The sequence below is a fragment of the Parabacteroides sp. ASF519 genome (assembly GCF_000364265.2).
Taxonomy (GTDB): Bacteria; Bacteroidota; Bacteroidia; order Bacteroidales; family Tannerellaceae; genus Parabacteroides; species Parabacteroides goldsteinii.
Genome location: NZ_AQFV02000006.1, coordinates 18,100 through 39,814 on the forward strand (window position 1 = coordinate 18,100; position 21,715 = coordinate 39,814).

Genomic DNA, 21,715 nt, shown 5'->3' on the forward strand with positions numbered 1-21,715 from the left:
CTCAAGAGGGGAAACAGATACCACCGGACGCTCCGGCCATGTTCCCCAAAACAAACTAGTAAATGGATTATTTTAATTACAGTCGCCGTAAATCATCTGTTGTCAATATAGGAAACACCCCGTTGGGGGGCGAGAACCCGATACGTATCCAATCCATGGCCAATGTATCCACCATGGACACCGAAGCCTCTGTCCGCCAGGCCATCCGCATGATCGAAGCCGGAGCCGAATATGTGCGTTTCACCGCACAGGGAGAACGCGAAGCCCGCAACCTGGGAGAGATCCGGAAAGAACTGAATGCCCAGGGATATACCACCCCGCTCGTTGCCGACATACATTTCAACCCCAGAGCGGCCGATGCCGCCGCCGAAGTGGTAGAGAAAGTACGTATCAACCCCGGTAACTACGTTGACAAAGTAAAAACATTTGACCTTCTGGAATACACCGACGAAGAATATGCCGCCGAATTGCAGAAGATACGCGACCGTTTTGTCCCTTTCCTCGACATTTGTAAAAAACACGGAACCGCCATCCGCATTGGCGTAAATCATGGTTCACTGTCCGACCGTATCATGAGCCGGTATGGTGATACCCCTGAAGGAATGGTTGCCTCCTGCATGGAATTTCTGCGTATCTGCCGGGACGAGAATTTCCCGGACGTGGTAATCTCCATCAAAGCATCCAACACGGTTGTCATGGTCCGCACCGTACGTCTGCTCGTCCGTACCATGGAGGCAGAAGACATGCACTACCCGCTCCACCTGGGAGTGACCGAAGCCGGTGACGGTGAAGACGGCCGCATTAAAAGTGCTGTCGGTATCGGCGCCCTGCTGACCGACGGAATAGGCGATACCATCCGCGTATCCCTCAGCGAAGACCCGGAAGCAGAAATACCGGTTGCCCGCAAACTGGTAAACTACATACTGGAACTCCGGGAGCACAGGCCGATTACCGCCCAGGCAGTTCCCGGATACGACCCGGTAACAGCCACACGCCGCATCAGCCGGGTAACGGAAGGCATCGGAGGCAATTTCCCTCCCGTTGTCATCTCCGACCGTAGCAACGGCTACTTTGAATTCGACTATTCTTCCCTACCCGATTACATATACATCGGCAAAGAAGACCCGGACAATCTTCCCGACAACTTCCGCATGCTGGTAGATGCCCATTTCTGGAAAGAACGTCCGAATGCCTACCCTTACTTCATCGCTTCCGAAATAGAGGAGATGAAAGAATACAACTCTCCGCTGAAATTCATCCGCCTGACATACAATGACCTGACGGACAAGACGCTGGAGATACTGAAACAGGATAAAACAGCCGTGGCAGTCCTGAGCACCCACCACCGCAACGGTGTCGGATCGCAACGTGCAGCCATGCACAAATTACTGGCAGCGGGCTGCGATATCCCCGTCATCCTTCACCGCGACTATCACGAACCGGACAAGGAAGCCCTGCAACTCAAAGCGGCAGCCGACTTCGGGACCTTGCTGCTCGATGGTTTCGGCGACGGTATCATGCTACATAATAACGATGAATGCGAAGCCCTGGTCACCGACAGTTACATGTTCGGCATCCTCCAGGCAACCCGTTCGCGCATCAGCAAAACAGAATATATCTCCTGCCCGAGTTGCGGACGTACGCTCTATGACCTGCAAACGACGATTGCCCGCATCAAAGAAGCCACTTCCCACCTGAAAGGATTGAAGATCGGCATCATGGGCTGTATCGTAAACGGTCCCGGCGAAATGGCTGATGCCGACTACGGTTATGTAGGTGCGGGACGCGGGCAGATCAGCCTCTACAAAGGCAAAGAATGCGTACTGAAAAACATCCCCGAAGAAGATGCAGTAGAACGTTTAGTTCAGTTAATAAAAGAGAACGGTGACTGGCAGAACTGATATTTGTACTATCTTCGTCCCTCAAAATCAAGATATAATATGGAAGTAAAGATAATTAATAAATCACATCACCCGCTGCCTGCCTATGCAACAGAATTGTCGGCAGGTATGGATATCCGTGCAAACCTGACAGAACCCGTAGTGCTGAAACCATTGGAACGTAAGCTGATCCCGACCGGATTATATATTGCCCTGCCCGAAGGTTACGAAGCACAGATGCGCCCCCGCAGCGGCCTGGCACTGAAACACGGTATCACTCTATTGAATACGCCGGGAACGATCGATGCGGATTACCGGGGTGAGATCGGAATCATTCTAGTCAACCTTTCTTCCGAACCGTTCACCGTGAACGACGGGGAGCGTATCTGCCAGATGGTAATCGCCACCTACAGCCAGATCGACTGGAAGCCGGTAGAGGTACTGGACGATACGGAACGGGGAGCCGGAGGTTTCGGACATACGGGCAAGAAATAGCCCCTCCTTTTGACGGTGATCGTCAAAGGGCGTTGACGGAGGTCGTCACCCCTCGTTGACGGAAGCCGTCAGTTACCGTTGACGACTACCGTAACAAATCAGATTAAATAAGAACATAGAATAAGATATATGTTGAAACAACTAATATACGGGATACTTTTTTCACTCCTCCTGCTGACGGGAATCAACCCCTTGCATGCAGAAGAGACCCGGAAAGACACTCCCACCAAGGCAAAAGAATTAAGTGAAGCCGAACAACGGAAATTCGACTATTTCTTCTTCGAAGGGCTGAACCTGAAAACAGCCGGAAAGTTCGATGCCGCTTTCGACGCTTTCAACCATTGCATGGCCATCGACTCGACGGCATCTCCTGTACTGTATGAACTTTCATCGTTCTATGTGCAGATGAACCGGCCGGAAAAGGCGGTCGAGATGTTGCAGCGCGCCGTAGCCAACAGCACGAACAACTTCACCTACCGGATGGCACTGGCTACTATCAGCCGCAACCTGGGTATGTACGGAGAAGCAGCCGAGGAATATGAGAAACTGGTAAAAGCCTTTCCCGGAAAACCGGAACTGAACTATTACCTGGCAGAAGCACTGACACAGGAAGGCGAAACCGGCAAGGCAATCGATGCCTACAACGCCCTCGAATCGTCCATCGGCATGAACGAGGCGCTCTCCATGCAGAAATACAAGCTCTACAACCAGCTGGAACAATCGGATGCCGCTTTCAACGAAATAGAAAAGCTGGCTATCAAATATCCGATGGAAGCCCGCTACCAAATCATCCTGGGTGACCTTCACCTGGAAAAGAACGACACGATAAAGGCCCGCGCCTACTACCAGAAAGCCCATGAGATCGACCCGGGTAACCCTTACTACATCGTCTCTATGGCCAACTACTACGAAGCGACCGGCAACAAGGATGCCGCCGAAACGCAGATACGCAACGCCCTGATCAATGAAAAACTCGACGTAGACACCAAAGTCGCCATCCTCTCCCGTTATATCCTGAAGTTGCAACAGACGAAGAAAGGGACGGACAGCGCCAACGCTTTGTTCCAGACATTGCTCGAACAACATCCGGAAGACACCGACCTGAAACAGATGTACGGCAGCCTGCTGATCACGCAGGGGAAAACGGATGAAGCCCGTTTCCAGTTCCAGCTTATCACAGAGATGGAGCCCGAAAACGCCGCTGCCTGGCAACAACTGCTGAATATGTCGCTGAAAGCCGAAGATATTCCCGAAGTGATCCGTATCTGTACCAAATGCCAGGAACTGTTCCCGGATGCACCCGAATATTATTTCTATCTGGGTATCGCTTATTACCAGCAGGAGAAATACCAGGAAGCCCTGAACACCTACTATGCAGGTATCAACATCATCCCGACGGATAATCCCCGGCTTAAATCCGATTTCTACGGACAGATCGGCGACATCTACTATCAGATGAAACAAATGGACCAGACATACAAGGCTTACGACGAAGCACTGAAATACAACGACAACAACATCGTTGTCCTCAACAACTACGCGTATTTCCTTTCCCTGGATAAAAAAGACCTGAAAAAGGCGGAACGCATGAGCGCCCAGTGCATCAAGCTCGAACCGGACAATGCGACCTATCTGGATACATACGCATGGATATTCTTCGTACAGGGCAATTATACCCTGGCCAAGATCTACATCGAAAGCGCCCTGGAGAAAGACACGACGAAAAGTTCGGAACTGGTAGACCATTACGGCGACATCCTGTATATGATAGGAGACAAGGACAAAGCCATAGAACAATGGAAAAAGGCCCGCGAAATGGGTAAAGAAAGCGAAATACTCGACCGCAAGATCATAGAAGGCAAATATATCGAAGAGGAGGAAGCAAAATGAGAAGGATGACAACTCTTGTCCCCGCGATCCCGTGTCAGGCACGGGAATGGGTAAGTCTGGCTTTTATCTTATTGATCATCCTGTTCTTGTCCGGCTGTAAAACATCAAAGAAAGTCGGGACGGTAGCCTCCGGCAGTGCCAAGGCTCACGACGAGTTTTTCGAGGCCATGGAAGAACATTCTTTTCAGTTCAATACGATGACGGCACGCCTGAATGCAGAACTGAAAACGGCCAAAAACAACATGAGTTCGCGTGTCGACCTGAAGATGGTCAGGGACAGCGCCTTCCAGCTATCCGTACAGCCATTCCTGGGGATCGAAGTTTTCCGCGCCGAATTTACCGTCGACAGCATAAAGGTAGTAGACCGCATGAACAAACGGTATGTCGCCGAACGTTATGCCGACCTGAAAGGCCAGACACCGATCGAATTTAACTTTTATAACCTCCAGGCACTGTTCACCAACCATATCTTCCTGCCCGGCAAACAGGAGATAGACCCCAAACAGTACAAACGTTTCAAACTGAACCAGGAAGGTTCGACTGCCGAGATCAAGGTCAAAGACACGATGGGACTGCTTTACACCTTCTTTGCCGACGGCGAAGAGAAGTTGCTTTCCACCTATATCACCGACCCGTCCGAGCAATATGCCCTGCAATGGGACTATTCCGATTTCCGCGTGGCGGAAGGACAGCCTTTCCCGATGCTGATGGACGTACAGGTCCTGGCAAACGGTTCGTCGCAGGGAGGCATCGCTTTCCGTTTCTCCCGCATCCAAACGAATGTTCCGGTTAATCTGGACTTTTCCATTCCGGCTAAGTATAAACGTATTACCTTTGCACAAATCATAAAATCAATCAGTAACAGCCAGCAATAAAAATGAAGTACATTTGGTTTGTCATATTCACGTTATCTGCCCTGACCGCCTTCGGACAGAAGTCCGCCCGGGTGAGACAGCTTGAAGAACAGCGAAAGAAAGCGCTGGCCGAGGTCGAAATGACAAACCAATTACTGCAAGAGACGACGCAAACAGCCCAGAACACCCTCAACCGGCTGAATCTGCTCTCCCAGCAGATCCTTTCCCGTAAAAAGGTGATCAGCCTGCTCAACCAGGAACTAGGCGAACTGGATAACCAGATAACCGCTTCCCGCCGTGAGATCAATAAGCTGGAAAAAGAACTGGACGGTAAACGTGAGAACTACGGTAAATCTATGCAAAGCATGTACAAACGCCGCAGTTCGCAGGATAAACTGCTCTTTATCCTCTCCGCCGATAATTTCGCACAATCCATGCGCCGTATGCGTTACCTGCGTGAATATGCCGACTGGCAGAAGCTCCAGGCCACCGAGATCATCGACAAACAAACCGAGATCACCCTCAAACAAAAAGAACTGGAAAAGACACGTTCCGAAAAGAACGCATTGCTGGGAACCCGCGAACAGGAGAGCCAAAAGCTCCAGACCGAGGAAACCAGCCAGAAAGCCGAAGTACAGCAACTCAACAAAAAACAAAAGCAGCTGAAAGAAGAACTCCGGAAGAAGCAGCAGCAAGCCAATGCCCTGAACCGTCAGATCGAAAAGCAGATTGCCGAAGAGATAGCCCGTGCCGAAGCCGAAGCTAAGGCCGCCCGCGAACGTGAACGCCGTGCCCGCGAAAAGGCCAAAGCAGAAGGAAAAGAGCCGGTCAAAGAGCCCGTACAGGAAGAACGCGTAGCCGATACCAAAGGCGGTTATGCCATGACACGCGCCGAAAAGAAACTGTCCGACGACTTCGCCGGCAACCGTGGCCGCCTGCCCTTCCCGGTAGCCGGACGTTATACGATCGTCGGAACCTTCGGCGAACAACAGCATCAGGAACTGAAATACGTACGCACCAACAACAGCGGTATCGACATTCAGACAAATCCCGGAGCCGAAGCCCGTGCCGTCTTCAATGGCGAAGTAACCCGTGTATTCGTAGTGCCCGGCTACAATAATTCCGTCATCATACGTCATGGTAATTACCTGACCGTATACAGCAACCTGAGCCAGGTATATGTAAAGGCAGGCGATAAAGTCAGCACCCGTCAGACTATCGGAAAGATATTCACCGATACGGAGAGTGGCAATGCCACCATCCTTCATTTCCAGCTTTGGAAAGAAAAGACCAAGCTGAACCCTACTCCGTGGCTGGACTGAGCAGTTGACTAAAAAAAGTTTCCTACCTTTGCCACTGACTTTAAAAAAAAATGACAATGTATTTGACACTCTTTCTTACTTTCCTGAAAATTGGTGTGGGGACGATAGGCGGTGGCTATGCAATGCTACCCTTGATACAACGGGAGGTAGTAGACCGCGGCTGGCTGTCGAAAGAAGATTTCATCGACCTTTTCTCCGTTGCCCAGTCGTTACCGGGCATCTTCGCCGTAAACATCTCCATCTTTGTCGGTTACAAGTTGAAAAAAAGTATGGGAAGTGTAGTTTGCGCACTCGGGACAATCCTGCCGTCTTTCCTGATTATCCTGCTGATCGCCACGTTTTTCACCCGCGTACAGGACAATGAATGGATTGAAAAGATATTCAAAGGCTTACGTCCCGCCGTCGTGGCGCTGATCGCCGTGCCTTGTATCACTACGGCACGTTCCATCAAACTGAGTTATCTCACGATGCTTATCCCTGTTGCAGCCGCGTTGCTGATCTGGATAGGAGGCGTTTCGCCGGTATGGATCATCCTGGTTGCCATTGCAGGCGGGTTGGTATATGGTTTAAAGATAAAGAAAAATTGATATGATCTGGTTACAGTTACTTTACGTTTACCTGAAGATCGGGATCTTCGGTTTCGGTGGCGGATATGCCATGCTTTCACTGATACAGGCTGATGTAGTGGACCGCTACAAATGGATATCCTTGCAAGAATTCACGGACATTGTCGCAATCTCTCAGATGACACCCGGTCCGATCGGGATCAATAGTGCGACTTATATCGGCTATACGGCCATACATAATGCCGGATATTCGCCATTTATGGCTGTCCTCGGTTCCTGTCTGACCACATTTGCCGTATGTTTGCCGTCGTTCATACTGGTACTGGTCATCTCCTACTTTTTTGCCAAGTTCAAGAACAACAAATATGTCGTTGCCGCCTTTACGGGTTTGCGTCCGGCCACAGTCGGACTGATCGCCGCCGCCGCACTCATGTTGATGAACAAAGAGAACTTCATCGACTACAAAAGTTTCCTGATCTTCGGTGCCGCCTTCATCCTTACCTGGAAGTTCAAGGTCCATCCGATACTGATGATTGCATTGGCCGGGGTTGCGGGGTTGATATTGTATTGGTAATTATGAGAAGTCCAATTGCATGGCCGTATGCTTTAATTTATCGGAGATATCGAGCAATGCAGACTTTAGAATATTAATTTCTTCCGGCTTCAAACTAACCCTGCGCCCACGAACCTTGTTTTCGTGCAATCTCTGTGAGAGCCATCCACGCGACTTACCAAAATAAGTTTTAGATATCTCTGACAGGGAAATGAAAGGTGAAACATTTTGGACTTGTTTAAGAATAAAAAGTTCCTGCAATTCCTCTACTGTATTTTCACCTGCTTTAATTGCATCTTCAACACGTCGCTTATGGATATCTGCAGGTTCTTGCGCAAACTGTTCTTGCTTTTCAGCCATAAATTTATCCCGGTCTGCTTCATTTAATTTCTCATATGTCAGGAAATCTTCCTGCATCTCTTTGGTGGGAAATATTTTTTTGATCAAATCTTCATTCATATTATTATGATATTTACTCCGTAAAGGAGTGTCGTTTCACTTCTTTAAATTTCTCAGCCGGATTATTTCTTCCAGCAACATATCCAGTTTTATTTGTTGTTCTCTCTCCGAAAGTCCAAGGGACTTATAAGGTATCAACTCTTCATTTAGATACCGGATCTGTTCGTCAATTTCTTCATTTGTCATTGTATAATTTTTTATAGTTAATGTTTTGTTCTTTCAGACACTGCAAAGCTACATATACAATTGTATATACGCAAATACTTTAGAACTTTTCTTCAGTGATCCTCCACTGTTTCCCTATTTCATACGAAAGCCCCGACAGGAAATTCTGCCGGGGCTTTGTTTTTGTCTGTTTTCACTCTTCACAGAGGTAGAACAGAAGAACTTTATTTCATTACTTTAGTATTAATATGACCACTTGTTCGCCTGTCGCAGGTTAATTAATTCCATACGGAATCACGCAGTCAACTCTAATTTATTGATTATAAATAATTTCTTATTTTACGATAGCTTTAACTGTTGTTTCTCCTTCAACAGCTACTACAACTATACCTGCAGGAGCTTTGATAACAGCGTCATCAGAAGTGATAACAGTATTAGCAATTGTCTGACCCAGCAGATTGTTGATAGCTACTCTCTTGCCTGCTGCACCAACAATTGTGATCTGACCTTCGCCAGCAACAACCTTCACAGCAGAAGCATTGATTTCATCGTTAGCTGTAACAGTACCTTCCTTGCCAACTTCGATTTCGATTTCACCTACATTGTCACCAACGAACTGAGAAGTAGGAATGAATTCTTGTGCTAACAAAGTTTTACCATCAGCAAACAGACAAGGATGATAAGCTGTAACTGTTACATCATACAAGCTATTCGGCTTCATGTTCTTAACATTTACAGTTAAGTATTTGCCATCCTTCGTATAGTTAGCTTCGTTACCAGCATGAATTTTTACAGATTCCGCACCATCAACCAAGTTGAACTCTACGTTTTCAGGACCTTCCCACCAATAAGAAGCAATACCGTTGCCATCAACTAAAGAAGTATTGATAGTTTCCCAGTCAGTGATGTTGAATTCACCCTGGTTTTCAGGCATACCGTTATAAGCCTTACGTGCTAAGTGAGCACCAGCTTCACCGAATGTGAAGACGTCGATCTGATTTTCACCTTCCATCAGATATACATTATAACGATACTGATCGCTAATTGTGATGTTTACAAGGTTACCTGCGTTTTCATCTGTACCCTTCTTATCGCGGAATTCACTGATGATCACAGCACTGTTTGTCCAACCGCCTTGCAGATTGAATGTATTGATAGTTGTATTCTTGAAGTGACCATAATATACTTCTTCGTCACCAGCTTTATCTGTACGAACTACTTTCAGATAATAGTTAACAATCATTTTAGGATTGATTACTTTACCTGTACCGTTGAACAACTCTACAGACAAAATATCACTATTCTGGTTAGAACCTTTGCTCTTAGCCAATACTTCAGACATGAAGACATTCTTAGATGTATTCTTCGGAGCCAAGTGACCTACCTGTACTACATAATAGTCAGCACCCGGAATACCTTCCCATTTCAAGACAGCTGTTGCACCGTCGATATCACCGTGTACCATCGGTTGCAATACAGGAAGTTCATCTCCAACAGTCGGTTCTCCAGCAATTGCCAAATCATTCGTTAAGCAGTTAGCCTCTACGATCAATACATTTTCTTTTGCACAAGCAGTAGCAGCAGTCGGAGCATACTTAACAGTAGCTGTAGCAGTGAAAGAACCGTTCACATCAACTTTCACATTTGCCGGAGCTGTCAAAGTAAATGGGTTATCATAATTTACTGTACCCAAAGAAACCTTAATAGCTTCTGTTGCAGTCAGCGGGTTGAATTCTTTACCTTCGATAACAACATTCACATTAGCTTCTTCATCTACATTAGCAGTGATGTCTCCAGCAGGAGTGATTGTAATTTCCGGTTTGTAAATGAAACCATATACTCCACCTTCATTTACATAATGCATATAATTAAACTGTTCTAACGGATTCAATTCACCGTCTGTCCAAGTCATTACATTTTCGTTAGACTTAACAGTGAACAAATCTTCAGCTCTATGCATAGCTCCGTTTTTAGTTGCTTGATTGAATGTTACAACCACTAAACCTAACACTTCACCATATTGGTTCGGAGTCAGTTTATCAACAGCTGCACCACCATTCAACATATCCTTGATTACATAAGTAAATGCATTCGGATATGCGTTTACATTCGCTTTACGAGTTACATTAACTACTTGTTCCAAGTTGTAACCAGCTACGTAGAATGAGTCTACTGCCAATGGGTTTACGTAATCACATTCATCCTGATATACCTTACCAAAATACTTCTGGAATTCAGGATATACTAAGTTCGGTAAATTTGTTCCAAATGAAGGACGATAAGAATTGTGCATTTCTTCGATGAGGCTCAAGTTATTGATATTACTCCACAGATTAGCACGAGTATCACCATATAAACCAGCAACTACACCAACACCACATAACGGACAATTGCTTTCAGACTCAACACCTACAGCCCAAACTTGCAATTCATATGTATCAGGATTCCATTCTTTTACATTTGCTTTTTCAGGATCCAAGAAGCCATCCTTATTCGGAACGAACTGTACGTAAATAGGAAGACCTTCTTCACGGAACTGCTTCATCTTAGCATCGTCCAATGTATTGATGCTGATTTCCAATGTATCCGTATTGTTATTTACCCAAGCACCATCTTCGCTCAATTTGAAACGGAATTCCTGGTTATCTGTATCATTCTGGTTTGCATTTGCAATATTCTGTAAAGTTACACGAATTTTAGCGATACCGTCATTTCCTGTAGGTTTCAATTCGCTACCATGCAACACCAATTTCTTAACACGTGAAGCATAACGAGAGTTATCCAATGCATCTTTCTTATTATAAGGAGCAAAGAATACATTGTCGGCAGTATAACGACCTACTGTACCGTCAAAGTTTTCGCCTTCATAAGTCAACCACAATGCACCAACTCTAGCAGCAGCCAATGCCCAGCCGAATTTTCCATAAGCATCAAAACCTAACGGTTTGTAGTCTGCATTCACTGCGATTTTCCATGCTTCTTCACGAGTGATGTCGTTAGTCCATTCTCTCAACGCTAAAGTCAATTTAGAACCTTCTTCTATTACACCACATGAAGAATATTCAATACCGTCAGTTATTTTTACTTTGCCATATGCGCTCCACTGATCAGAAGTCATCTTTTCATATGCCAAGAAATCCATCGGGTATTTTGTCTGATCAGGAATATTCTTACCCACAACTTCTACTTCTTGTGTCTGGCAATTTTCATTGAAAAAGATATGATCTTTAGCGAAAGCTAATTCAGGAACAGAGTTTGCTGTAATTGTTCCTGTTTCAGCAGACAAACGGATAGGATTCAATACATCACCTTCAAATACCTTAGCAACATATTTTCCAGAGAAAGTATTAATTGATTCAGGTTGGAAGTCATATTTTACTTCATCTTCCCATTCTGTACCCGTCAAAACTTTTCTGAAATTTTCACGAACAACATTTTTGTTATCAGCTGTAACATTTGTCCAAGCAAAAGTTTCAGCAGTAGTATTAGGAAGTAATTTGATATTTTCTGCACTAACCTTCAAAGTACCATATGTACAGCTCTTTAATCCTAAACCAGCTTCAAAAGATGTCACATCAGCAGTCAAAGCTAAAGTCGGTTCGTTGAAATTCATAGCAAAACCGCTAACAACCAATGCCGGAGCAAAGTGGCTCATAGTTGAACCTACTTCCTGAATTGCAACAAAATCAGACCACAAGGTCACCTGGATCAACTTATTATCCAAAGAACCTTCAATAAACATTCTTGCATCAGTAATCGGATCAGTTACAACATCGAACAAATTGATTACTTTATCTTCTACATCAGCAGCTCCTGTTTTAAAGATTGCACCGTCAGATTTAAATTCAGCATTAGCAGAAGCAGAACCATTTTTCAATATTTCACTTCTCTTTACTGGATTACCTTCCAAATCAAATACAGCAATTTTAATATGCCAATCAGCAGAAGAAGTTGCAGCCAAACCGAAGTTCTCAGCACTTAACTTAACTTTCAGTTCACGTACATTTGTCATGTACTTAGTTGACAAATCGAACATCAACTCACCACTCTGCCTGTCACCCAAAAAGATACCTAAAGAGTCAGCACTCTGCCATACTGTAGTAGCAGTATAATTGTTTGTCGGCTTTTCGGTAATAGAAGGATAATATACAGTGTTTACATCCTCGCTAAAAGCACGGAAATAAACACCATTACCCCAAACTTTCTTTCCATCTACAGTTTTTAAAGCCTTACCAGGGAAACCCGGCAGAACATCATTACCTTCAGCTTCATACAAAATAGGTTTTTGAGCAGCAGTCAAACCTAGATATTCGGGGGCACCCCATGCAGGAGCATCTTTTACCTGTCCAAATACCGATGCTGAGCCCAAAACCAACATAGCGCTAAGAGTTAGCACTTTTGTTTTAGTAAAGTTTCGCATACGAAAAAATTTAAAATTAATACTTTATTTATATGTCTCAAATTTGATTGATTCTATAAGAATGACTAGAGAAAACGTTCCTTTTTTCTCGCCATTGTTTTTCGCTTCTTTTATCTTTGTGTTCAAAAGAGCGATTTTCGTACTCACTTTGCTATTCTGTTGATAAGAAAGGATATAGGAAAGAAAAAAATATTTTGAAAATGATTGGAGGATTAAAAGAATGTGGTAACTTTGCTGGCGAGAAAAAAGGAACGTTTTTTTTAGTCATTCAATTTTCCACATATACTTTATATTTCAAAGCATACATAAATTTCACCTTTCAGGAATATCCTATCCGGTGCCTACCCATCAGAAATGGCTGCCTATTCGTCAGAACCCCGATGCCTACTCGTTTTCAGGCCAGTTACTACCCGTTGGGAGAAAAGGGGGTTTTGGGAAAGTGATTGTTAACTACAGTTAATTGCGTCAAAAGCCTCAAAAATTCCCTAAGGTATTATCGGTACGGTAATCTCCCGGCCTTTGGTCGTTTTATGAAAATAACCGGCTCCTAATGAAATGATTAACCCGTTTTTCTCAGCCGAAGTCAATAAGCGGTCGACCGAAGATTTGCTAAGAAGGAGGACATGTCCCGCGTCACGAATCTCCGCACGCTTGAATTTTAGCGGCATCTCGGCAAAGATTTTCTGCGAAGTGAATGGCATTTTATAACGCAACTCCTTTTTATTCCTCTTCAGGGAAGTACTCACCACATAGGTGTGTTGTAAACAGATCGTACCGATATGGAAAGCCACTTCGAAATCATCGTCACGGATCACCCAATCTTTTTCCTCACTCAGTGCCTCCCCTTTGCGAATCGCCGTGAGCACCATACCAATACGAAAGATAGCCAGCCGGTAACGCAACACGGCGGAAGCCACATCTTCATGCCCGAACACACGTACGTTATTATATTCTTGTTTGAAATAACGGTTCAGCCGTTTACGCTGCGTATCACTGAAATGAACCCAGGTAGGATGCTTGTCCAGATGCACGCCGATATCCAGTACCCGCTCCGCCAGGCTATCGAAATAATGGGCTGCCGCCGGAGTGTCATCTTCCGATGTAAGCGGACGGTATTCACCGTGCCCGGCAATCTTATAGACCATCAAACGGCTGAACAAACCGCTTTCCGCCGAAGGGACCAGACGACGGAACATCTCCGGCGTACCCGTCAGCAACATGCTCAGCAACGGATAAGAAGCCAGCAGGGAACCGTTCGTCTTGGTGGAATTGCCGATCCGTTCGTGATGGGCCGCCTGGTTCAGCAGATAACCATAGTTGCCATACTCCTGAAACAATGTGTTGGTCACCGCCTCCATCTCGGTTTCAAACAGGCAGGAAGCATAATGGCTGTTCGTTTCCAGTTGCTCGATCATCCGCGCCAGCGAGGTATAACCGGAGATATTCAGGTTCATCTGTTTTATCGGTTCCGGATTTTCGGGAGCCAGTCCGGCCGGTTTCTTTCCTCCCGAACGCAACAGTAACTTCTGATACAATTCATACTCTTCCTTTTTCTTCAAATATTCCTTCACCTCGCAACGTGAATTGTCGTACACATAGCGTTGCCACGAAGCGATCAGCTTAAAAAGGGAGGCGACACAGCCCTTCCCGCTTCCGGATTCGCCGATCACTACTCCGTAAAAAGGAGCCTGATACTCTTTCCGCGCAAAGGAACCCTGCACATGGGGCGTTACGCTGCTCAACATGGCCAGCGACGACAACAAAAGGACGCTTCGCTCGGTATCATCGCGGGCATACGTCAGAATGTCCCGGATAAGGGACGGCAACGACTGGAAAAACTCTTCCCGGAAAGGAGGAAGAAGGATTTCATCCGGTTCTATATCAACGCCTTCGTTCTCAAATTCGTCCGTTTCTTCGCTATCGGGACGATCAGGTAAACTTTTGGGGCTTTTGAGTTTTTGATGCGGTTTCCGGTGCTCGGGAGGGCAATAAGGGTTGCTTCCGTGGGACGAACGATAACGGGTATAGATATCCGAAACGATACCGGCAACCTCTTTTTCCGTAAAACCCGGTTCCACGTAGCGGCTCAGGCATTCTCTTTTCACTTCGGACTCTTCGAATCCGGCAGCGTTCAAGGCCCCCGAAAGTTTCATGACAAACGTATGGCGATTGCCGGAAGAGAAAGAATTGTCGGTCTCAAACTTATCCATGTAATTGCCCAGCGCTCCGTCGGAAGACGGGATGGCTGAAGCCGTAACATGTTTCTGCGGTGCCGGCGGAGCTTCCACCTTGACAGGAACGACTTCGGACTTTTCCTTATAAAAAGCAGTTGGGTCATAGCTGACAAAGCATCCCCTGTTAGGATCTTTCCCGCAGTAATCGACCATGATGCCGGGCAAGTCGTTTTCCAACTTGCGACAGACGGCTTCGAAAGCCGGCAAATGAAGATCGAGGTCACTGTCTACCAATACGAAAAGTTTATCGCCTTTGCCCGAAGCACTGATATGCCCGGCTTTAACATAAGGCAACCCCTCTGCCCGGCGGAGAATATCTTCTGCCGAAGTCGGCACGCCGTCGATATCGACAATGATGCAATGGCTGTAGTGTACCAGGTGTTCGCGTTTTCGTCCCCCTTTCATGATTCCTCCGGCAACAAGCAGCGGTAGTTTCTTTTTACGCTTATCCCCTTCTTCCGTATGCCCGGCAAGATATTCGGCACGGAGGCGAGTGATAGCGGAGGCATACTTTTTACTTCTGATCTGGTCGATGTACTGGTCTAAAGTTGTTATTTGCAGATCGTTGACGTTGAATGCAGAAGCAAAGAAAGTACATTCAACGGTTTGGTTTAATTCCATGTTCATAATACTAAGTGTTTAGGGCGGACAGAATGCCGCGATGATTATTGGCAACAGATCGTAAAAGGTCTGTGCATTAAGGCTCTCCCAGATGGTCGATCAATACCGCCACTTGCTTGGGTGTGTAAAGTTTCTGGAATTTCACCCATCCGGCAGCTTCCAGTTTCGCTTTCAGCCCGCGCGAAGTGCGTATCCATTCCCACATACGTTGATAGGCAACCATCGGTGTACGACCCGGAAAATACAATTGGGCGAATTCGGTCACTCCATACGCTCTTTTGTAATTTGTTTTTTCGCAATACATTTCTTTCATAAGTCTTAAATTTTAAGCGTTGTTCAATGGTATAAATATAGTAAATAATACAATAAGACGCAAGAAAAAAGAGATATTTATCACCACCGATTAAACCTTTTTTTATTCCGTTTGTCTATATCTCGATTGAGTTGTGTATATTTACATGCCTATTGATAAGTTTTAAAGTAGATACCATTGAAAATATGACGAAGAGAGTGAAGTGGGGCGTTACCGCCGCAATCTTCCTGATGATTGCAGGAATGATTGTTTATCCACAGGTTAAGAACCAGTTGACAGCATCAGGCAAGGATTCCGTTGTAGTTCCCGCACCAGGTACAGGCGTACGGAAGCAAGTGCTGAACATTAACGCCGAAGTGTTGAAATTCCAATCACTGACCGACAAAGTAATCAGTACTGGCAGTATCATTCCCGACGAAGAAGTAGACTTATCCTTCGAATCGTCCGGAAAAGTGGTGAATATCTATTTCAGCGAAGGAACGCATGTGAAAGCCGGCGACCTGCTGGCCAAGATCAACGATAAACCCTTACAGGCACAGCTCAGGAAGCTGGAAGCCCAGATCCCGCTGGCAAAAGACAGGGTATACCGCCAGCGCACCTTGCTGGAAAAAGATGCGGTCAGCCAGGAGGCCTACGAACAGGTAACGACTGAGTATGAAAAGCTGATGGCCGACATCGACCTGGTAAAAGCCAATATCCTGCAAACCGAACTGCGCGCTCCCTTCGACGGGATCATCGGTCTGCGCTCGGTCAGCGAAGGGGCCTATGTCTCTCCGACGACCGTCATTACCAAGCTGACTAAAATATCTCCGTTAAAGATTGAATTTTCCATTCCCGAAAGATATGCAAACGATGTGAAGAACGGAACGATGATCGTCTTCCGCCTGGAAGATTCGAACGGTATCATGCGCGACTACAACGCGAAAGTATATGCCGTCGAAAGTAAAATGGATATGACGACCCGTACCCTGAAGGTGCGCGCCACGTATCCCAATACAAACGAAAGCATTTTCCCCGGCCGTTACACTTCCGTAGAGATCACCAAGCGTGAGATCAAGGATGCGCTGGCTATCCCGAGCGAAGCGCTGATTCCGGAAATGGGCAAGAACGTTGTTTACCTGTATAAAGACGGAGTAGCCGAACCCGCAGAAATAGAGATCGGCCTGCGTACGGAAAGCCAGGTACAGGTACTTAAAGGCATACAGCCGGGCGATACCCTGATCACTTCGGGCGTGATGCAGCTACGCACCGGCATGCAAGTAACAATTGATAATCTGTATTAAATTCCCCTATGGCAAATATATCGGAAACCAGTATAAACAGGCCGGTACTTTCGACGGTAATGATGCTTGTCATCCTGCTGTTCGGTATGATCGGCTACAAGTTCCTGGGGGTTCGCGAGTTCCCCAGTGTGGACCAGCCCATTATCTCGGTCAACGTATCCTATCCGGGAGCGAATGCCGAGGTTATCATGAACCAGATCACGGAGCCGTTGGAGCAAAATATCAACGGTATACCGGGTATCCGTTCGTTGAGCAGTGTCAGTAGCCAGGGTAGCAGCCGTATCACCGTCGAATTTGAACTGTCGGTGGATATGGAAACGGCTGCCAACGACGTGCGCGACAAGGTGTCGCGTGCACAACGCTATCTGCCGCGCGACTGCGACCCTCCTACCGTATCGAAGGCCGACGCCGATGCTACCCCTATCATGCAGATCGGCGTACAGAGCAACAGGCGTTCGCTGATGGAACTGAGCGAAATCGCCGAACTGACGGTAAAAGAACGTTTGCAGACGATCTCCAATGTGAGTGGTGTGGATATCTGGGGACAAAAACGTTACTCCATGCGCCTGTGGCTCGACCCGATCAAGATGGCGGGTTACGGGGTCACTCCTTTGGACGTGAAAAACGCGGTAGATGCGGAAAACGTGGAGTTGCCCTCCGGTAGTATCGAAGGAAATACGATCGACCTGTCTATCCGTACACTGGGACTGATGCATACGGCAAAAGAGTTTGACGACTTGATTGTCAAGGAAGACGGAAACAATATCGTCCGCTTTAAAGATGTCGGGCGGGCGGAATTGGCACCGGAAGACTTACGCAGTATCCTGCGTAAGAACGGCGAACCGATGGTTATCTGCGTAATCGTTCCCCAGCCGGGAGCGAATCATATCGAGATAGCCGACGAGGCCTACAACCGTATCGAACAGTTAAAGAAAGACCTTCCCGAAGATGTGTCGATAGAAATGATCTACGACAATACCCGTTTTATCCGTGCCTCCATCTACGAGGTGGAAGAGACGATTTATGTGGCGCTGGCGCTGGTTGTGTTGATCATCTTCCTGTTCCTGCGCGACTGGCGTGTTACGCTGGTGCCCTGCGTGGTGATCCCGGTATCCTTGGTCGGCGCCTTCTTCGTGATGTATATCTCCGGTTTCTCCATCAACGTATTGACCATGTTGGCAGTCGTGCTCTCGGTCGGTCTGGTGGTAGACGACGCGATCGTGGTGGCCGAGAATATATATGTCCGTATCGAACAAGGGATGAATCCGAAAGAGGCGGGTATCGAAGGTTCGAAGGAAATCTTTTTTGCGGTAATCTCAACGACCGTTACGCTGGTATCGGTATTCCTTCCGATCGTATTTATGGAGGGGATGACCGGCCGGTTGTTCAAGGAGTTCAGTATTGTGATCGCCGGTTCTGTGACGATCTCTTCGTTTGTCGCCCTGACCTTCACGCCGATGCTTGCCACCAAATTACTGCGCAAGCGGGAAAAGAAAAACTGGCTGTATGTAAAGACCGAACCTTTCTTTGAAGGGTTGAATACTATTTATTCCCGGTCGCTCAATTATTTCCTGAGCCATAAATGGTGGGCTATCCCGATCGTGGTTGTCATGTTCGGTTCGATCGGATATTTCTGGAAAACGATCCGTTCCGAATTGTCACCGCTGGAAGACCGTTCTTCCATCTCCATCAATATGCGTGCCCAGGAGGGGGCCACCTTCGAGTTCATCCGCGATTATTCCGACCGGATAGCCGAACTGGCCGATTCCATAGCACCCGAACGCAAGTTCCTGACGAACCGTGCTTCCAGCAGCAATGCCAATATCAGTGTGATTCTGCCGGACATCAAAGAACGCGAACGCTCACAGATGGAAATAGCCGAAAAACTATCGGCTGCCGTGAGAAAAGAGACTCAGGCACGCGCATTCGTTCAACAGCAGTCCACCTTCGGGGGACGCCGCGGAGGTATGCCGGTACAGTATGTACTACAAGCTCCCAGCCTGGAAAAACTGGCGGAACACCTGCCGACCTTCATGCAAAAGGTCAACGAAAGCCCTATATTCCAGATGGCGGACGTGAACCTGAAATTCACCAAGCCGGAAACGCGCATCGAGATCGACCGCGACAAGGCTTCTTCGCTGGGCGTCAGTACCCGCAACATAGCCCAGACATTGCAGTATGCACTGAGCGGGCAGCGCATGGGGTATTTCTATATGAACGGTAAACAATATCAGATATTAGGCGAAATCAACCGCCAGCAGCGTAACACGCCGCTCGACCTGAAGTCGATTTACGTACGCAGCGACAACGGTTCGATGATCCAGCTGGACAATATGGTGTCATTGCTTGAAGACGTGGCACCGCCCCAGCTATACCGTTATAACCGTTTCGTTTCGGCGACGGTATCCAGCGGTCTGAACAAAGGCTATACCATAGGCGACGGCCTGGACGAAATGGACCGTATTGCGGCTGAGACGCTCGACGGCAGTTTCCGTACCGCCCTTTCCGGCGAGTCGAAGGAATTCCGTGAGAGTTCTTCTAGTCTGATGTTCGCCATGATCCTGGCGTTGCTGATGATCTATCTGGTACTCGCCGCCCAGTTCGAGAGTTTCAAAGACCCGCTGGTGGTGATGTTCACCGTGCCGTTGGCTATTGCGGGTGCTTTGATGTTTATGAGTTATTCGGGTATCACGATGAATATATTCAGTCAGATCGGTATAATCATGCTGATCGGTCTGGTGGCGAAGAACGGTATCCTGATCGTGGAGTTTGCCAACCAGCGCCAGGAGGCGGGATTGAGTATGGCCGAAGCGATCCGTTCGGCATCCACACAACGTCTGCGTCCGATCCTGATGACCAGTGTGTCTACGATCCTCGGATTAGTTCCGCTGGTATATGCCAGTGGCGAAGGGGCGCAGGGACGTATTGCGATGGGTGTTGCCGTTGTCGGCGGTATGTTGGTTTCAACCTTCCTGACCTTGTTCATCGTCCCCGCCATGTATAGTTTTATATCAACAGACAGAGCAAAAAAGATATGAGAAGAATCCTGATAACGATACTGGCTGTTTCTGCGGCTTTAGGTGCAAAAGCGCAGGAGGTGTACAGCCTGAAACAATGCATCGAAACCGGATTGGAACGGAATTATTCCATCCGTATCATACGTAACGAGCAACTGATCAGCGATAATAACGCCACACAAGGCAACGCCGGTTATCTGCCTACAATAGATTTAAGCGGCGGATTCAGTGGTACGGTCAACAATAACCGTAACAAACTATCTGACGGTACGACCGAAAGGGAAAACGGTGTGAACAGTGAAACGGGGAATATCGGATTGAACGTAAACTGGACGGTATTCGACGGTTTCGGCATCCAGGCCGAATACGCCCGCCTGAAAGAACTGAAAAAAATGGGTGAACTGGATACCCGCCTGACGATAGAAGATTTTGTCGCTACGCTTTCCGGCGAATATTATAATATGATCCGCCAGTATATCCGTCTGCGCAACCTGCGTTCTTCCCTGGACCTTTCCCGTGAACGTGTCCGCATCGCAGAAGAACGCTATCATATCGGTTCAGGTTCGCGAATGGACCTGCAACAGGCGCAGGTCGACTTCAACGCCGACAGTTCAAACGTGCTGAACCAGTTGAAGGTCGTCCACACTTCCCGTATCCGGCTGAACGAGCTGATGGCATTGGATAATATCGACGAACAGATCGCCTTAAAAGATTCGGTGATACGCCCGAACATATTCCTGGACGAAGTAGATCTCTGGCAAAGCACGCTGGCTTCGAACGCCTCCCTGCTGATCGCCCAGAAGAATCAGACACTCTCCGAGCTGGATTACAAGAAAGTAAAAAGCCGCGATTACCCGTATGTGAAGCTGAATGCCGGCTATGGCTACACAGCCAACTGGTACGAAGTGGGAGCAACCGACCTGCAACAGCGCTTAGGATTAAATTACGGACTGACTGTCGGATTAAACCTGTTCGACGGTTTCAACCGCCGCCGCGAACGGCGCAACGCCCGCATCCAGATAGAAAACAGCCAGCTGAAAAAGCAGGAACTGGAACTGGGCCTCCGTGCCGACATGAGTAATCTGTGGATGGCTTACCGGAACAACCTCGACCTGTGGAGCCTGGAAAAGGAAAACGTAATTGTCGCTCTCGAAAACCATCGCATCGCAATAGACCGTTACAAACTGGGTGAATTATCCGGCATCGAATTGCGTGAAGCCCAGATCAGCTTGCTGGAAGCCGAAGAACGGCAATCCATCGCCGAATATTCGACCAAACTCTGCGAAATCTCCCTCCTCCAACTGAGCGGCCAGATATTAACGTATGTGGCACCGGAGCCGGAGAAAGCGAGTTTCTAAAAACACCCGGATATGATCAAGATACTCCTGTTAACCGATTTTTCAAGTGGATACGGTAGGTCGCTACTCGAAAATGTTGTCAGATACGCAAGGGAAGTCGGCCCTTGGGCCTTTTACCGCATGCCTTTGTATTTCCGGGAGCTTTACGGTGACGAAGGTGTCGTTGAATGGGCAAAGAAATGGGGAGCAGATGCTATCATCGCGCAGTTTACGGATATCGACTTGTCTGTCCTGAATCAATTGAACATACCTATTATTGTCCAAAATTATAAAGAACGAAGTCCG

At 47.2% G+C, this 21,715-nt stretch carries 15 protein-coding genes; 10 read left to right on the forward strand and 5 right to left on the reverse strand.

Annotation, left to right across the window (positions count from 1 at the left end):
• Positions 1–62 precede the first annotated feature (62 nt).
• From C825_RS00500 to C825_RS00530, 7 genes are all read left to right on the forward strand, one after another.
• Positions 63–1,901 (forward strand): 4-hydroxy-3-methylbut-2-en-1-yl diphosphate synthase, encoded by a 1,839-nt coding sequence (locus tag C825_RS00500; RefSeq protein WP_010800966.1) that lies wholly within the window; start codon positions 63–65, stop codon positions 1,899–1,901.
• Between the two features lie 39 nt (positions 1,902–1,940).
• Complete coding sequence (gene dut / locus C825_RS00505; protein ID WP_009860135.1) at positions 1,941–2,375, forward strand: dUTP diphosphatase; 435 nt, start codon at positions 1,941–1,943, stop codon at positions 2,373–2,375.
• Between the two features lie 129 nt (positions 2,376–2,504).
• A complete protein-coding gene (locus C825_RS00510) occupies positions 2,505–4,265 on the forward strand; it encodes a tetratricopeptide repeat protein (protein WP_010800967.1) in 1,761 nt (586 codons plus the stop codon).
• The gene (gene lolB1, locus C825_RS00515) at positions 4,262–5,140 is read left to right on the forward strand and encodes a lipoprotein insertase outer membrane protein LolB1 (RefSeq protein ID WP_016213058.1); all 879 of its coding nucleotides are present in this window, start codon (positions 4,262–4,264) and stop codon (positions 5,138–5,140) included. Before C825_RS00510 ends, lolB1 begins: the two co-directional genes overlap by 4 nt.
• A 2-nt stretch (positions 5,141–5,142) precedes the next feature.
• Positions 5,143–6,441: a murein hydrolase activator EnvC family protein gene (locus C825_RS00520; RefSeq protein WP_010800969.1), complete on the forward strand. Its 1,299-nt coding sequence runs from the start codon at positions 5,143–5,145 to the stop codon at positions 6,439–6,441.
• A 56-nt stretch (positions 6,442–6,497) separates the two neighbouring features.
• A complete protein-coding gene (locus tag C825_RS00525; RefSeq protein ID WP_009860139.1) occupies positions 6,498–7,028 on the forward strand; it encodes a chromate transporter in 531 nt (176 codons plus the stop codon).
• Position 7,029: 1 nt separating this feature from the next.
• A complete protein-coding gene (locus tag C825_RS00530) occupies positions 7,030–7,581 on the forward strand; it encodes a chromate transporter (protein WP_009860140.1) in 552 nt (183 codons plus the stop codon).
• On the opposite strand, the gene C825_RS00535 is transcribed toward C825_RS00530, so the two are convergent.
• From C825_RS00535 to C825_RS00555, 5 genes are all read right to left on the reverse strand, one after another.
• Positions 7,582–8,019, reverse strand: coding sequence for a DUF5053 domain-containing protein (locus C825_RS00535; RefSeq protein ID WP_009860141.1), 438 nt, complete (start codon positions 8,017–8,019; stop codon positions 7,582–7,584). It abuts the gene before it with no gap.
• A gap of 36 nt (positions 8,020–8,055) precedes the next feature.
• Positions 8,056–8,205 (reverse strand): hypothetical protein, encoded by a 150-nt coding sequence (locus tag C825_RS00540; protein ID WP_010800970.1) that lies wholly within the window; start codon positions 8,203–8,205, stop codon positions 8,056–8,058.
• 313 nt (positions 8,206–8,518) lie between these two features.
• On the reverse strand, positions 8,519–12,604 hold the full coding sequence (locus C825_RS00545) for a DUF6383 domain-containing protein (protein WP_010800971.1): 4,086 nt from the start codon (positions 12,602–12,604) through the stop codon (positions 8,519–8,521).
• Between the two features lie 485 nt (positions 12,605–13,089).
• Positions 13,090–15,465, reverse strand: coding sequence for a DUF3987 domain-containing protein (locus C825_RS00550; protein ID WP_010800973.1), 2,376 nt, complete (start codon positions 15,463–15,465; stop codon positions 13,090–13,092).
• A 70-nt stretch (positions 15,466–15,535) separates the two neighbouring features.
• Entirely contained in the window at positions 15,536–15,772 is a 237-nt protein-coding gene (locus C825_RS00555; protein WP_009860145.1) for a DUF4248 domain-containing protein, read from the reverse strand.
• Between the two features lie 185 nt (positions 15,773–15,957).
• Here C825_RS00555 and C825_RS00560 point away from each other — a divergent pair, with 185 nt between their 5' ends.
• The 3 genes from C825_RS00560 to C825_RS00570 are packed head-to-tail and all read left to right on the forward strand — an operon-like array spanning position 15,958 to position 21,430.
• Positions 15,958–17,055, forward strand: a complete 1,098-nt coding sequence (locus C825_RS00560) for an efflux RND transporter periplasmic adaptor subunit (protein WP_010800974.1) — start codon at positions 15,958–15,960, stop codon at positions 17,053–17,055.
• Positions 17,056–17,063: 8 nt separating this feature from the next.
• Positions 17,064–20,093, forward strand: coding sequence for an efflux RND transporter permease subunit (locus C825_RS00565; protein ID WP_010800975.1), 3,030 nt, complete (start codon positions 17,064–17,066; stop codon positions 20,091–20,093).
• Positions 20,090–21,430 (forward strand): TolC family protein, encoded by a 1,341-nt coding sequence (locus C825_RS00570; protein ID WP_010800976.1) that lies wholly within the window; start codon positions 20,090–20,092, stop codon positions 21,428–21,430. The genes C825_RS00565 and C825_RS00570 overlap by 4 nt, the downstream gene beginning before the upstream one ends.
• The last annotated feature ends 285 nt before the right edge of the window (positions 21,431–21,715 follow it).

Coding starts and splice junctions, on each gene's coding strand:
- C825_RS00500 (WP_010800966.1), top strand. CDS start 63: ATGGATTATTTTAATTACAGTCGCCGTAAATCATCTGTTGTCAATATA.
- dut (WP_009860135.1), top strand. CDS start 1,941: ATGGAAGTAAAGATAATTAATAAATCACATCACCCGCTGCCTGCCTAT.
- C825_RS00510 (WP_010800967.1), top strand. CDS start 2,505: ATGTTGAAACAACTAATATACGGGATACTTTTTTCACTCCTCCTGCTG.
- lolB1 (WP_016213058.1), top strand. CDS start 4,262: ATGAGAAGGATGACAACTCTTGTCCCCGCGATCCCGTGTCAGGCACGG.
- C825_RS00520 (WP_010800969.1), top strand. CDS start 5,143: ATGAAGTACATTTGGTTTGTCATATTCACGTTATCTGCCCTGACCGCC.
- C825_RS00525 (WP_009860139.1), top strand. CDS start 6,498: ATGTATTTGACACTCTTTCTTACTTTCCTGAAAATTGGTGTGGGGACG.
- C825_RS00530 (WP_009860140.1), top strand. CDS start 7,030: ATGATCTGGTTACAGTTACTTTACGTTTACCTGAAGATCGGGATCTTC.
- C825_RS00535 (WP_009860141.1), bottom strand. CDS start 8,019: ATGAATGAAGATTTGATCAAAAAAATATTTCCCACCAAAGAGATGCAG.
- C825_RS00540 (WP_010800970.1), bottom strand. CDS start 8,205: ATGACAAATGAAGAAATTGACGAACAGATCCGGTATCTAAATGAAGAG.
- C825_RS00545 (WP_010800971.1), bottom strand. CDS start 12,604: ATGCGAAACTTTACTAAAACAAAAGTGCTAACTCTTAGCGCTATGTTG.
- C825_RS00550 (WP_010800973.1), bottom strand. CDS start 15,465: ATGAACATGGAATTAAACCAAACCGTTGAATGTACTTTCTTTGCTTCT.
- C825_RS00555 (WP_009860145.1), bottom strand. CDS start 15,772: ATGAAAGAAATGTATTGCGAAAAAACAAATTACAAAAGAGCGTATGGA.
- C825_RS00560 (WP_010800974.1), top strand. CDS start 15,958: ATGACGAAGAGAGTGAAGTGGGGCGTTACCGCCGCAATCTTCCTGATG.
- C825_RS00565 (WP_010800975.1), top strand. CDS start 17,064: ATGGCAAATATATCGGAAACCAGTATAAACAGGCCGGTACTTTCGACG.
- C825_RS00570 (WP_010800976.1), top strand. CDS start 20,090: ATGAGAAGAATCCTGATAACGATACTGGCTGTTTCTGCGGCTTTAGGT.